The organism is Gordonibacter massiliensis (ex Traore et al. 2017), assembly GCF_019731765.1.
Lineage (GTDB): Bacteria > Actinomycetota > Coriobacteriia > Coriobacteriales > Eggerthellaceae > Gordonibacter > Gordonibacter massiliensis.
Window position 1 is genome coordinate 427,283 of sequence record NZ_JAASIO010000001.1, and the last position, 13,060, is coordinate 440,342.

General features: G+C 64.4%; 10 protein-coding genes. 8 read left to right on the forward strand and 2 right to left on the reverse strand.

The genetic code is table 11. From position 1 onward, the window contains the following. Positions 1-5: 5 nt before the first annotated feature. Positions 6-1,271, reverse strand: a complete 1,266-nt coding sequence (locus HCH03_RS01840) for an MFS transporter (RefSeq protein WP_221688120.1) — start codon at positions 1,269-1,271, stop codon at positions 6-8. A 139-nt stretch (positions 1,272-1,410) separates the two neighbouring features. Between HCH03_RS01840 and HCH03_RS01845 the strand changes: the two genes are divergently transcribed. The 3 genes from HCH03_RS01845 (at position 1,411) to HCH03_RS01855 (ending at position 4,528) form a co-directional block, all read left to right on the forward strand. Next, a complete protein-coding gene (locus tag HCH03_RS01845) occupies positions 1,411-2,367 on the forward strand; it encodes a helix-turn-helix transcriptional regulator (RefSeq protein ID WP_221688121.1) in 957 nt (318 codons plus the stop codon). Between the two features lie 228 nt (positions 2,368-2,595). After that, entirely contained in the window at positions 2,596-2,949 is a 354-nt protein-coding gene (locus HCH03_RS01850; protein WP_221688122.1) for an Hpt domain-containing protein, read from the forward strand. A 52-nt stretch (positions 2,950-3,001) separates the two neighbouring features. After that, positions 3,002-4,528: an HD domain-containing phosphohydrolase gene (locus HCH03_RS01855; RefSeq protein WP_185904054.1), complete on the forward strand. Its 1,527-nt coding sequence runs from the start codon at positions 3,002-3,004 to the stop codon at positions 4,526-4,528. A 51-nt stretch (positions 4,529-4,579) separates the two neighbouring features. On the opposite strand, the gene HCH03_RS01865 is transcribed toward HCH03_RS01855, so the two are convergent. Further along, complete coding sequence (locus tag HCH03_RS01865) at positions 4,580-6,274, reverse strand: helix-turn-helix transcriptional regulator (protein ID WP_246599457.1); 1,695 nt, start codon at positions 6,272-6,274, stop codon at positions 4,580-4,582. A 336-nt stretch (positions 6,275-6,610) separates the two neighbouring features. On the opposite strand from HCH03_RS01865, the gene HCH03_RS01870 reads away from it, so the two are divergent. The 5 genes from HCH03_RS01870 to HCH03_RS01890 all read left to right on the forward strand — a co-directional run bounded on the left by HCH03_RS01870 (position 6,611) and on the right by HCH03_RS01890 (position 12,824). Continuing rightward, positions 6,611-9,043, forward strand: a complete 2,433-nt coding sequence (locus tag HCH03_RS01870) for a DMSO/selenate family reductase complex A subunit (RefSeq protein ID WP_221688123.1) — start codon at positions 6,611-6,613, stop codon at positions 9,041-9,043. A 3-nt stretch (positions 9,044-9,046) separates the two neighbouring features. Continuing rightward, positions 9,047-9,664 (forward strand): DMSO/selenate family reductase complex B subunit, encoded by a 618-nt coding sequence (locus tag HCH03_RS01875; RefSeq protein WP_221688124.1) that lies wholly within the window; start codon positions 9,047-9,049, stop codon positions 9,662-9,664. 1 nt (position 9,665) lies between these two features. After that, positions 9,666-10,514 carry a dimethyl sulfoxide reductase anchor subunit family protein gene (locus tag HCH03_RS01880; RefSeq protein WP_221688125.1) on the forward strand — a complete coding sequence of 283 codons (849 nt, stop codon included), beginning with the start codon at positions 9,666-9,668 and terminating at the stop codon, positions 10,512-10,514. 95 nt (positions 10,515-10,609) lie between these two features. Then, positions 10,610-11,899 (forward strand): Fic family protein, encoded by a 1,290-nt coding sequence (locus HCH03_RS01885; RefSeq protein ID WP_185904058.1) that lies wholly within the window; start codon positions 10,610-10,612, stop codon positions 11,897-11,899. A gap of 22 nt (positions 11,900-11,921) precedes the next feature. Further along, positions 11,922-12,824, forward strand: a complete 903-nt coding sequence (locus tag HCH03_RS01890) for a dimethyl sulfoxide reductase anchor subunit family protein (protein WP_221688126.1) — start codon at positions 11,922-11,924, stop codon at positions 12,822-12,824. Positions 12,825-13,060 lie beyond the last annotated feature (236 nt).

The following is a 13,060-nucleotide window of genomic DNA, read 5'->3' on the forward strand; positions in this document are numbered from 1 at the left end:
TCGCGTTACGGGCGCGCCCCTTCTGGCGATGCGTCCCGTTCTTTCGAGGTCGAGGTCGCTGCCAGCTTGATGCGAAGCAGCGCGGCCACTCCGCATGCCGCCGCAGCCAGTGCCGCTCCCACCGGCCCCAACCAGGCGTAGCCGCCGACGCCGGCCAGCGCAGTGCCGCCCACGAGCGAGCCGACCGTGATGCCGATGTTGTAGAACGTCGGGTTCAGCGAGGACGCGAAGTTGAGCGCCTGCGGGAAGCTTTCCTCGGCAACCTCCATGAACAGCACCTGCACCTGGGAGTTGTGCAGTGCGGTGACGTAGGCGAGCGCCAGGCAGTTGGCCATGCCGAGCACGGGGCCCGCCGCGGTGCTGAAGGGGAGCGCCAGCAGGAGCGCGGCCAGCGCACCGTACACGAACGGCAGCGCGCGCTGGCCCCAGCGATCCGCGACGACGCCCGCCGACAGGTTCGAGAGGATGGCCATCGCGCCGTAGGCGGAAAGCGCCAGGGGTAGGGCCGCCTCCGGCACGCCGACCACCTGCACGAGCAAGGGGTTCAGATAGGTGTAGTAGACGTAGAGCCCCGCCATGGAAAGCAGGATCTGCAGGGCGTTCAGCACGGTGCGCGGTTCCTTGAGCACCGCCAGCTGCGAAAGCAGGAAGGCCGCACCGCCTTTGGAGCCGGGCACAGCGTCGCGGGCTTCCTCTTCTTCCCCTCCGCCGCGAGGGAGCACCGCCGCCAGCACGCCCGTCACCACAACCAGCAGCGCGCTGATCGTCCAGAACGCCGCATGCCATCCTGCGGCCTGCGTGATGGCGGTTCCCAACGGAACACCCAGAACAGAGGCCACGCTGAACCCTGCGAAGATCACCGCGATCACCTTGGGGCGCAGCTCGGGCGCGGCGATGTCCTTCACGAAGGTCATCGACACCGTGCACGCGGCCCCCGACACGCTGGCGGCCAGAACCCGCGCGACTAACAGCATCTCGTACGACGGCGCGAGGGCCGCCGCCACGTTGCCGACGATGAACACCGCGCACAGGGCCATAAGCAGGCGGAACTTCCGCACGCGGGCGGTCGCCAGCGCCAGCACGGGCGTGCAGACGGCGTACACGCCCGCGAACACCCCCACCAGGTTGCCCACGAGCGTGATCTCCACCGCGAGCGACCCCGCGATCTCGGGCAGGATGCCCACGACGATGAACTCGCTGCAGCCCAGCGCGAAGCTCAAGGCCACCAGCGCCACTACCGGGATCGAGAGAACGCCGCGCTTCGTTTCCATGCTCGCTGCTCCTTTTGCCGTCGTTTCGGCCACCTATGGTATGCTTCGCCTTGTTCGAAGACAGCGCTAAAAGTTCAGGTGCCGGTGGCTATTCGTAAGGCGGCGCATCGCGGCTTTCGAGAAGGGGAGGAGCACGTTCATGGCGCAGGGGAGGCTCGAAGCGGCCATCGAGGAGTTGAAGGCTCAATACCCGAAGCTCGACTTCACGTACCGGGACTTCCCCTTGGGCGAGCCGGGGGAGAAGATGTTCGCTTGGCCGGGCCCTCCCGACGAGGACGTGCTCGTGGTGGTCCATCAGTGCGCCGGCGTGCGTGAGCTGTTCCATCGGCACGACTTCTTCTACTTCAACTACACGTACCGCGGCTCCTACGAGTCTTTGAGCCAGCGCTACGACAACCGCATCACCGTGCGCGAGGGCGAGCTGTACGCCGGCCAGCCGTTCGCCGGGCATGCTTTGCTGGCGCACGACGACGCGGACGTCGTCATCATCGGCGTGCTGGTGAGGAAGGAGGCGTTCTTCCGGTCGTTTTTGCCCATGCTGTCGTCCGATTCGCGCTTCATGCGGTTCCTGCTCGACCCGTCCACCGACTGCTTCGCCGACGAGTTCATCCACTTCGAGCTGGAGGATCAGTGCACGACGCGCGCCCTCCTCGAGATGATGGTGGTGGAGTACGCGAACAAGCGTGACGACACCCAGGAGGTGCTCAAGCCGCTCGTGCTGTCGTTCCTCATGCAGGTGGCGCGGCAGTACGCCTGTAGCGGCGGCGGGCAGGAGCCGGACAAGCTGTCCGAGCGCATCGTTCGCTACATGAACGAGCATGTGGACACCGTCACGCTGAAGGCGGTCGCCGACAAGTTCTCGTACCACCCTAACTACGTTTCCACGCTGCTGCGGAAGGAGACGGGTAAAAGCTTCTCCGAGCTGCTGCGCGAGCAGCGCATGGACCGCGCCGCGGTCCTGCTGGGCGGAACCGACCTCCCCGTATCCGAGATCGCGCGGCTTCTGGGGTACTCCAACACCTCGAATTTCCACAAGGCGTTCCGCGCGCACTACGGCACTTCGCCGCGCTCGTACGCCCGAAGCCGCGGCGTCTGACGCGGCGTCTGACGCGGCTTCGCCCCTCTCCTAGAGCGTCGCGTGAAGCGACCCCTTCCGACCAAGGGCGCCGCCGTCGCCGTTTCCAAGGGGCGCGCACGGGGGCTTTCGCGCAAAAGAACGTGGCCGGTGTTTCTAAACGGGTCCGTCTGTTGAAAGGAGACAAAAACAGCTACAATAGAATATACGCAGGTGGAGCGCACGAGGGCAAGGCTGGAGGCGTAGCATATGGGGATGCGCGAACTGTACGATGCGATGGGGGTCGAATACGACGACGTGCTCGCGTTGTTGCGGAGGGAAGATCGCATCAAGCTGTATTTCACGCAGATGATGGACGACCCTTCGTTCGGCGAGCTCGAGCGGACGATGGAGGAGAGGGACTACCCGGCGGCCTTCAGAGCGGCCCATACGATCAAGGGCATGTGCGTGAACCTGATGATCGAGCCTCTTGCCAAAGCGTCCATCGCCTTGGTGGAGTGCCTTCGTTCCGAGCCGGTCGACGAAGCCGAGGCGGCCTCTCTCTACGCGCAGGTTCGCAACGAGCACAACCTGCTTCTGTCTCGATGGGACGACCTGCTATGAAGGTGATTCTTCGGGTGCAGGGGCCAAGACCGTCGACGGAGGGCGCGCAGCAATGGGTGTAGCCGCACGACAGACCATTCTCATCGCAGACGACACAAAGCTCAATCGCACGATGCTCTCCGACATCCTTTCGGACGACTACGACGTCATCGAGGCTTGCGACGGCCGCGAGGCGGTGGAATTGCTGCGTGACCGGGAGGGCGCGATCTCGCTGCTCCTGCTCGACATCGTCATGCCGAATATGGACGGGTTCGAAGTTCTCGCGTACCTGCATCGCAGCCGATGGAACAACGATCTTCCGGTGATGATCATCTCCGCCGAAACGTCGCCGGCGTACATTCGCAAGGGTTTCGAACTCGGGGTGAGCGATTACATCAGCCGTCCGTTCGATCCCGAAGTCGTGCTGCAGCGCGTGCGCAACACCATCGCGTTGTACGCGAAGCAGAACAAGCTCAAGGACGTGATAACCGAGCAGGTGATGGAGCGTGAGAAGGCGAACACGCTCATGGTGGACATCTTGAGCACTATCGTGGAGTTCCGCAACGGCGAATCGGGCTTGCATGTCACGCGCATCCGCATCATCGCAGAGCTCCTGCTCGAGGCGTTGAAGCGCCGCTTTCCGGAATACGGGCTTACCAGTTCGAAAATCGCGCTCATATCGAACGCTGCGGCACTGCACGACATCGGCAAGATCGTCGTGCCCGACGAGATACTCAACAAACCGGGTAAGCTCACGCCCGAAGAGTTCGAGATCATGAAGACCCATGCGGCCTTGGGCGACGAGATGCTCGACGGGCTCCACTTCGGCAAGGACGAAGAGCTTGTGAAGTACGCTCGCCAGATATGCCGCTGGCACCACGAGCGCTGGGACGGCAGAGGATATCCCGACGGCCTCAAAGGCTCCGAGATTCCCATTGCCGCTCAGGCGGTGGCGCTCGCCGACGTCTACGACGCCCTCGTGAGCGAGCGCGTGTACAAAAAGGCGTACTCGCACGAGACGGCCGTCTCGATGATAGAGAACGGCGAGTGCGGCATGTTCAACCCCGATCTTATGCAGTGCTTTCGCGCTGAGGCCGACAGCTTGAACGAGATCATCTTCATTCGAAGCGATCCGGCGAAAGTCCTCTTCGATGCGGACAAGCTCTCGCGCGAAGTCCTCGAGCGCAGCGAACCGGGCCTGTCGGGCAGGACGGTGCTTCTGCTCGAGCGCGAACGGGCCAAGTTCACGTTTGCCGCGTCGTTTTCCGACGGCTTGCTGTTCGATTACGATTCCGAAAGCGATACGGTCGCGTTTTCGGGAAAGGATCGCGAGCGCTTCGGCTACCCGAAGATCATCGCGGACAGCGCGGCCTCGCTGATGGGAGAGGAATCCCCCGAAGCGCTCGCCGTCTTGCAGCAGCGCATAGCGAGCACCTCGCCCGGGGATCCCGTGACGAACGCCTGCGTGGAGTTGACGTTGGCGGATGGAATACGCCGAGCGTGCGAAGTGACATGCCTGGTCGTGTGGGCCGAGGACGGAGAGGAGCCGAGAAGGCTCGGAGTCGTCGGCCGCGTAGCCGTGAGAGAGTCGTGCGCATAACCGACGCCGCCGGTCCTGTCAGAGACGGCTGCGTCCGTCGGGGGAGAGCGCTCACGCTTCCATCTGGTCGATCAGCACCAGCAGCTCCTGCTTCTTATGGATGCCCAGCTTGGCGTAGATGCGCTTGTTGTGCGTGCGCATGGTGTTCTCGGATATGAACAGCATCTCGGCGATGGCGGGCCCGGAGTGGCCGCGGGCGATGAGCTCCATAACCTCGGTCTCGCGTCCCGACAGGCCGTACAGCTCGCTCAGCTGCTGACAGCGCTTCGAAAGGCGGTCCACGATGGGCGCTTCGGGACGGTCGCGTGGGGGCGCCCCGACCGCCATGGCAACCGCTCGCCGTTCCTCGCTGCCGAGCCGCTTCTCCCGCCGTCTCGCGCTGCCATCCCGCCCAGCGCTTCCGTGCGAGGCGCCGGGCTCGCCGCCCTCCGATGCCGGCATGGTTCCGGCCTCCTCGCCGTCGAGCGCGACAGCCTCCTGCTTTTGCGCGCGCACGGCTTGGGTCACGGCTATCTCGGCCGACGTGTCCTTCTCGCGCGCCCGCGGGGTCAGCATCAAGAATTCCAGCCGGTTGGTGTGCAGCTTGCCCACGCGCCGGCCGAACAGCGCCGCCAGCAGCATCACGTACAGCGACACCAGCGCCACGAGCGACAGCTGTTCCACGCCCAGCGTGTTCTCGCTGCCCGATACATAGCCCACCAGGTAGCCGCACATCTGCAGGAAGTACGTGATGGTGCCGTAGAATGCGAACACGAACACGGGGTTGATGCCGCTGTCGCGCGAGATTTGCCCGCAATGCATCATCATGAGCACGGTGGCCAGCATGAAGCACGCGTACGTGATGCCGATGCCCGCGTCCGCGAACGCCTCGCCAACGAACGGCAGCACGATCAAGCACGTCGCCACCACGGGGAACAGCACCCGGAACACGCTCATCAAATCCACGTGCAGCGTGCGCCTGCGCCACACGAGGTAGAAGGTCGCCACCACAGCCAGCAGCGCGAACATGGAGAAGATGTTCAGCGTGCTCATCAGCTCCTGGTGGGTGACGGCGATGAAGCGAATGGCCCCCGAGCAGAACCCGAGCGCTCCGATGGACAGGGCGGGCAGGAAGCTCTCACGCAGCGCGTTGCGGTACACGAGGGCGTGCTCGCGCGGCACGTCTTGGAACATGGGCTGCTCGCTCACCGTGGCGCGCGCCGCAAGCCACAGGCACAATCCGGCCAGCGGCACGAGGACGAGCGGAATGAGGTAGGCGGTGAGCGCGGCGGGAATGAAGCACAGCCCGAAGTACAGAAGCGCCGAGAACCCGGTTCCCTTGATGAGCGCCAGGTTCCCGGCGGCGCTCTCAGATGCCGCGAACACGCGCTGCCAGCTCATGAGGAATCCAGCGGAGCCTGCGCCGATGAGTGCCGCTGCGCACACGATGAGCGCGGGTGCCGCAGATTCCAAGTACATGGCTCCGATGAGCATGAGCGGTCCGAAGGCCAGCGGCAGCGAGAACGCCAGCACGTGAGCCCGCTTCGCAAGACCCGGGCGTTTCCAAGTGAGCGCCATGGCCGTGCAGAAGGCCAGCCAGAACACGGCGATCTGCACGGTGTAGAACACGATGGTGGTGAGCGAGGTCTGGCAGGAAGACGGAAGGTACGGGAAGATACCGCCCCATATGGACGTTGCGTTGATGGACAGGAACGTGGCGTAGCCGAAGCTGGGCACGTCGGGTCGAACCGCCGAAGCCGAGCGCATGTCCCTTGCAACCCCCTCTCGAAACGGCGTCCGCAAAAGCGTCCGCAGCGCCTCGTTTGCTGCGGGCCGTGGCGTCATTCTAGCAGACGCGCACGGCGCCACCTGTGTGGCTTGGCATATGGTGATGCAATCTACCTGGGGAAACGCAAATATCACAACATTCTGGTGACAACGGTGCGCGCTGCGATTTCGTATAGTGGGGTCGGTTCGAACCGATGGATCGACTGCGAATGCGGTGCGCAGGGGCACTCCGACGCCAAGGGGCAAGGGCCGTCTGGCGCGAATCCCGCAGTCGGGATACGATTGAAACGACCAAGAGGAATCGGAGGGGGTTGCATGTTGGATACGAGCATGACGTTGAACCGCCGCACGTTCGTCAAGGCGACCGGCGCGCTGGGCGCGCTGGCGGCGGCGGGCGGCGTGGCGTCGAGCGCGCTGTTCTCGGGCGGGGCCGAGCCGGCCTTCGCGGACGGCGAAGAGCACATCGTTTGGAGCCACTGCCATGTCAACTGCGGCGGCGCATGCGTGCTGCAGTGCCATGTGAAGGACGGCGAGCTGGCCTACGTGGAGTCGGACAACGCCGGCGACGCGTCGTTCGGGGGAGTCCAGGCGCGCGCCTGCCTGCGCGGCCGGTCCATCCGCCCGTGGCTGGGCAGCGCCGACCGCTTGAACTACCCCATGAAGCGCGCGCAAGGCACGAAGCGCGGCGACGGCCAGTACGAGCGCATCAGCTGGGACGAGGCGCTCGACACTATCGCCAGCGAGTTCACGCGCATCAAGGAGCAGTACGGGAACGAAGCCATCTTCATCCAGGAATGCTCGGGCGTCGAGCAGAACATCATGATGAACAACCCGTTCTTCCGCCTGTTCAACCTGCTGGGTGGAGAGGTCACGCGCTATGGCAGCTATTCCAGCGCGTCCATCTCCTTCGGCGCGTACCCTTACGTGTACGGCAAGTCGTGGGGCAACCGCTCGTTCAAGACGCTGCAGGACGACCAGCTGGTGGTCATGTTCGGCTTCGCACCCAACGACATGCGCATGGCGGGCGACGGCCCCGGGTACGACCTGAACGTCGCGCGCGAGAAGAAGCGCGTGCGCATCATCAACATCGACCCGCGCCGCACCGAGACGTGCACGAACCTGGGCGCCGAGTGGATCCCCATCGTGCCGGGAACCGACGCCGCGCTGGTGGCGGGCCTTGCGCATGAGCTGATCGAGAGCAACCTGGTGGATCTCGAATTCCTGCACACGTACGTGACGGGCTTCGACGAGGACACTATGCCCGAAGACGCCAAGGGCGCGAACGCCTCGTACTACGACTACGTCATGGGCACGGGCTACGACAAGGTTGAGAAAACCCCCGCCTGGGCAAGCTCCATCACGCGCATTCCCGAGGAGCGCATCAAGCGGCTGGCCCACGAGATCGGCGAGGCGAAGCCGTGCTTCATCTGCCAGGGCCTGGGCATGCAGCGCCACGCCAACGGCGACAACGCCTCGCGCGCCGTCATGGCGCTGGCGCTCATGGTGGGCCAGGTGGGCAAGCCGGGCACCACGTCGGGCGGCACCATCGGCAACGGCGGCATCGGCTTGGACTCGCTGCCCACGGGCACCAACCCCGTGAAGACGAAGATCCCGCAGTACCTGTGGCCCGAGGCCATTCGCGACGGCGCGAAGCTGACGCGCGAGCACGACGGCGTCCAGAATGCCGACGCGCTCAAGGTGGGCATCAAGATGCTGGTGAACTACGGCAACAACATGATGGCCAACCAGAACGGCGACATCAACTTCACCACCGACATCCTGCGCGACGAGAGCCTGTGCGAGTTCATCGTGCAGTACGACGTGGCGTGGACCGACTCGTGCAACTGGGCCGACATCGTCCTGCCCGACCTCACGCCGCAGGAAACCTACAGCCTGACGGCCGCCGGCGAGACGAACGACGTGGCCGGCATCCGCTTCGGCCAGCCGCTCTACGAGCCGAAGTTCGAGCGCCGCGAGGTCTACGAGGTGTGCGGCGAGCTGGCACGGCGCCTGGGCGTGTACGACGAGTATTCCGCAGGCGGCATGACCCGCGAGGACTGGTGCCGCAAGCTCTACGACGAGCTGTGCGAAGACGCCGGCGACGACTACGACCTGCCCACCTACGACGAGGGCGTCGCCATGGGCGCGTTCACCTACGATATCGAGCCGTCCGCGAAGGTCGACCCGTTCATCGAGGACCCCGCCGCCAACCCGCTTAAAACGGCAACGGGCAAGGCGCAGATATTCTCCCCCGAAATCGCCGAGATGGCGAAAACGTGGAAGCTCGACGAGAGCGAGAAGAACGCGATCACGCCCATCCCCACGTACGTTCCCGGCCCCGACAGCGCCGAGGACGTAACGGACGAGTACCCGTTCCAGATCCTCGACTATCACTGCAAGGGCACCACGCACTCCACGTACGCGCACAACCCGGTGCTGAACAAGATCACCCCGTTCCAAGCGTGGATCAACCCGATCGACGCCGAGCGCATGGGCATCGCAGACCTCGATCGCGTGCGTTTGACCAGCGCCCAGGGCAGCATGATCACGCAGGCGCGCGTGACCAACCGCGTTATTCCCGGCGTCATCGTGCACCCGCAGGGCGCGTGGCACCGCGCCCCCGCCGAAGGCGACCGCACCGACGAGGGCAGCTGCACCAACACGCTCACCAGCCGCCAGCGCAATCCCATTTCCAAGGGCACGGGCCAGCACAGCGTGATCGGCATGATCGAGAAAGTGGAGGGGTAAGCCATGACGCAGTACGGTTTCTACTTCGACGCGACGCGCTGCACGGGTTGCAAGACCTGTGAAGCGGCTTGCCGCGACTACCATGACCTGCCGCTCGACCTCACGTACCGTCATGTGTACGAACTGGAGGGCGGTACGTGGATCCAGGCGGCCGACGGCACCTGGACCACGGATTCCTATACCTTCTACACCTCGTTCGCCTGCAGCCATTGCGATAACCCCGCCTGCACGCAGGTGTGCCCGACGGGGGCCATGCACAAGGGCGACGACGGCCTGGTGCCGGTGGACACGCACCGCTGCATCGGCTGCGGCTACTGCGAGCTGGCCTGCCCCTACGGCAATCCGCACGTGGACCGCGACAAGGGTCACAGCGTGAAGTGCGACGGTTGCGCCTCGCGCGTGGCGGCGGGAGAGCAGCCCGTGTGCGTTGAGGCGTGCTCCATGCGCGCCCTCGAGTTCGGCCCCGTGGAGAAGCTGAACCAGGGGGACGGGCGCGCCGCGGTAGCGCCGCTGCCCGACCCGAGCGTGACCGCGCCGAACTTCTACATCAAGAACTGCGCCGCGGCGCAGCCGAGCGGCTCGACCTCCTGCGTCGTGGCCAACGAAGCGGAGGTGAAGTAGCATGGGTTCCGGATTCGAGCACGCCGCCCTGGCGGTGTTCACCACGCTCGCGCCCATGGGCGCGGCGTCCTTCATCGCGCTCGCCTATGCGTTCGTCGCGGGCAAGCCCGATGCCGAGACGGCGAAGCGCCTGGACCGGTGGACGGCCGTTCCCGCCATCGTGATGGTCGCGGGCTTCGTCGGCGCGTTCATGCATCTGGCGAACCCGCTGAACGCGTTCGGCGTGTTCGCCGGCGTGGGCTCCTCGCCGCTGTCGAACGAGATCGTGGCGGGCCTCGTGTTCGCCGTGGCGGCTCTGGTGTACTGGGTGCTGGCGCTGGCCGGCAAGCTCTCGGGCGGTGCGCGCAACGGGTTCTTGGTCGTGCTGTCGGTGCTGGCGCTGGTGTTCGCCGTGTTCTGCGGCCTTGCGTACATGATGGGCACCATTCCCACGTGGAACACCCCGCTGTCCATCGTGCAGATGGTGGGTTACGCGTTGGCCGGCGGTACGGTGCTCGGCTTCTGCGTCGTGGGGCTGGCGCATGCGGAGATGCCGAAGGGCGCTCCCGCCGTGGCCCTGGCGCTCGCGCTGGTCGGCGTGCTGGTGGACGCCGTCGGATTCGGCGCGCAGATCGCCGGACTAGACGCCATCCGCAATATCTGGGGAAGCGCCGCCGCGCTCGTTCCGGCCATCTGGGGCTTGTTCGGCACCTTCGCGGTCTGCGGCATCGTGGCCGCGGGGTTGACCTACGCGGCGGGGAAGAAGGCGTTCTCGCCCGCATTCATGATCGTGGCCTGCGTTGTCGTGGCGATCGGCATCTTCGTTGCCCGCATCGGTTTCTACGGTTTGTACATGGGTGTGGCGCTGTAGGATTGTTGGCAAGCGCCCTTTGACTGTCAGATAACTGAAACACTAGTCCTCCTTATTTCAGGTTATACTATAACCAGAAATAAGGAGGCTTTGGAATGGGCACTTTGCACAAGGAGTTTTGGCTCAGCGAGGGCGAAGGGCGCACGCGCAAGGAGCGGCGAAGCGGTGCGTTCTGCTCCTATCTGCCTTCGTTTCTGGAGGATACGAAGGTGTATCTCGAACCCGACGTGGTGGGTGATGTGGGGCGGGCGGAGCAGGCTCTTGCTAAGCTCAATGACGAGGTTGTTGCGCTCCATAGCTCCGAAGGCATCGCGCGGCTTCTCCTGCGCGCCGAAGCGGTATCGTCATCGCATATAGAAGGACTATCCATCGGGGCAAGACGGTTGCTCAGAGCGGAAATGAACCTTGCCGAGCGCGATTCCTTCAAATACGACGAGGCAGCTGCCGAAGTGGTGGGAAACATACATGCGATGGAGCGGGCCATCGATGCCGGTGCGAGCCAAGATCGCATTACGGTTGCCACCATTTTGGGAATTCATCAGGCGCTCTGCAAGGGAACGCGAATCGAGCATCTTGGAGGTAAAGTAAGGGATGCCCAGAATTGGGTAGGTGGAAATTCGTACAATCCGCTCGATGCCGAATACGTTCCTCCGGCACCAGAGCATCTGCCCGCCCTTCTGGAAGATCTAGCGGTTTTTTGCAACGACCGCATAATCTCGCCCGTTGTTCAAGCCGCGCTTGTCCATGCGCAGTTCGAATCGATACATCCGTTTCTCGATGGAAACGGTCGTACGGGGCGGGCGCTGATCCATCTCGTTTTGCGAAGACGCGGGCTCGCTCACAACCTCGTGCCGCCTATATCGCTCATTATGGCAACCCACTCAAAGAGTTACGTCCAAGGGCTCACCGAATACCGCTTCCTTGATTCGGATGATGAGGCGTCGATCCAGGGGGGTGTTAACGAATGGGTTTCTTTCTTCGCCGGGTCGTGCTTGCGCGCTTGCGACGAAGCGTCGTCGTTCGAAGAAAGCGCGCAACGCCTTCAAGCTTCATGGCGGGAAAGGCTCGACTCGGTGCGCAAGGGTTCTGCGCTCGATTCGCTTCTAGGGGAGATGGTTGGCATGCCCCTCTTCACCATCGGCACGGCGAGCGCCGGCATGGGCCGAGCGTTTAGCGCTGTTTCCTCTGCGGTCGAAAAATGCATCGATGCGGGTATCGTAAAACCGATGGGCGCCCAGAAGCGCAATCGCGTATTTGAGGTGCCCGAGGTCATCAACGAGTTCAATATCTTCGAGCGCAAGCTGGCGAGTCCTATGGGCGATACGAAGGCGGAGGGCCCCGTTCGTCCGGTGCCGGAGAACACGGCGAAGAACAAGCGCAACTAAAAGCAACGAAACGGGGAGGGGTATGGATACCGCGCTCGCTGAGATCACGCTCGTGCTGTTCACCACCATCGCGCCGGCGGGCGTCGTGGGCTACGTGGTCATGGCTCTAGCTGCCATCTGCTCGCGTGAGCGGGAGCGCGCCGATCGTGTCAGCCACTACTTTGTGGTTCCCCTGGTGCTGGTCATCTCGGGACTTATCGCGTCGGCCACGCACTTGGGCACGCCGGCGAACGCCCTCTATGTGATAACTGGGGTGGGACGCTCGCCGCTGTCCAACGAGGTGGTGGCGGCCGTCGCCTTCCTCGTGCTGGGCGGCGTGTATTGGATCGTGTCGTTCCGCGATGACATCGGACGCGCGATTCGCATCGCGTGGCTTGCGGCGACGATGCTCGCGGGGCTCGTGCTGGTGGGGTTCGTCGCGGTGGCGTACACGGTTCCGTCCGTGCCCACGTGGAGCCTGCCCACGGCGCCGGCCACGTTGTGGCTGAACGCCCTGTCGAGCGGGCCGGCCGTCGGGCTGTTCGGTTTGCTGTTGGCCGGCGTCGATCCCGGTAGAAAGATGTCGGCCATCGTGCTGGCTGTGGCGACGGTCGCCGCTGTTGCGAACGTCGTCGTGCTCGCGTTGGAATGGCAGGTGCTCGTCGGGGTGGTTACCACCACGACGCGCGCCGTCGATCTCGTGCCCGCCTTTCCAGGCGTCGTCGCCGGTTACGCGCTGCTGGAAGCGGTGTCCGTCGCGCTGTGCGCCGCAGCGTTGCTGCGTCGCCCGCGCAAGACGGCCGACCCGTTCGCGGCGGCCGCGTCGGCCTCTCGCGCGCGCCGGGGGCGCCTCGTGCTCGTCGGCGCCGGCACGTTGCTGGCCCTGATCGCCTGCTTCGCGGTTCGCTTCGCCTTCTACGCCATGCACATGACCTTGGGCGTGTAGGATTGCCGCACGGCGTGCCGACGCCTTCGCGCGCATAGCACCCCCTTTGCGCTGAATCGCCGCCGACGCAACCCGAGTCGGCTGTCGCCGTGCGGCGATGCGCCGCTGAGACGCGATCGCTCGACCGCGATTCGCCGAATGCAAGCGGAAGGTCGTTTTCTGAGCAGAAATGACAGTAGGGTACGGATTACGCAGCTCCAAACCCGGTTTGGAGGAACAAGAACACCTTCTGAAGA

Excerpts from the sequence above, each read along its gene's own strand:
- HCH03_RS01840 (WP_221688120.1), bottom strand. The coding sequence starts at position 1,271 with ATGGAAACGAAGCGCGGCGTTCTCTCGATCCCGGTAGTGGCGCTGGTG.
- HCH03_RS01845 (WP_221688121.1), top strand. The coding sequence starts at position 1,411 with ATGGCGCAGGGGAGGCTCGAAGCGGCCATCGAGGAGTTGAAGGCTCAA.
- HCH03_RS01850 (WP_221688122.1), top strand. The coding sequence starts at position 2,596 with ATGGGGATGCGCGAACTGTACGATGCGATGGGGGTCGAATACGACGAC.
- HCH03_RS01855 (WP_185904054.1), top strand. The coding sequence starts at position 3,002 with ATGGGTGTAGCCGCACGACAGACCATTCTCATCGCAGACGACACAAAG.
- HCH03_RS01865 (WP_246599457.1), bottom strand. The coding sequence starts at position 6,274 with ATGCGCTCGGCTTCGGCGGTTCGACCCGACGTGCCCAGCTTCGGCTAC.
- HCH03_RS01870 (WP_221688123.1), top strand. The coding sequence starts at position 6,611 with ATGTTGGATACGAGCATGACGTTGAACCGCCGCACGTTCGTCAAGGCG.
- HCH03_RS01875 (WP_221688124.1), top strand. The coding sequence starts at position 9,047 with ATGACGCAGTACGGTTTCTACTTCGACGCGACGCGCTGCACGGGTTGC.
- HCH03_RS01880 (WP_221688125.1), top strand. The coding sequence starts at position 9,666 with ATGGGTTCCGGATTCGAGCACGCCGCCCTGGCGGTGTTCACCACGCTC.
- HCH03_RS01885 (WP_185904058.1), top strand. The coding sequence starts at position 10,610 with ATGGGCACTTTGCACAAGGAGTTTTGGCTCAGCGAGGGCGAAGGGCGC.
- HCH03_RS01890 (WP_221688126.1), top strand. The coding sequence starts at position 11,922 with ATGGATACCGCGCTCGCTGAGATCACGCTCGTGCTGTTCACCACCATC.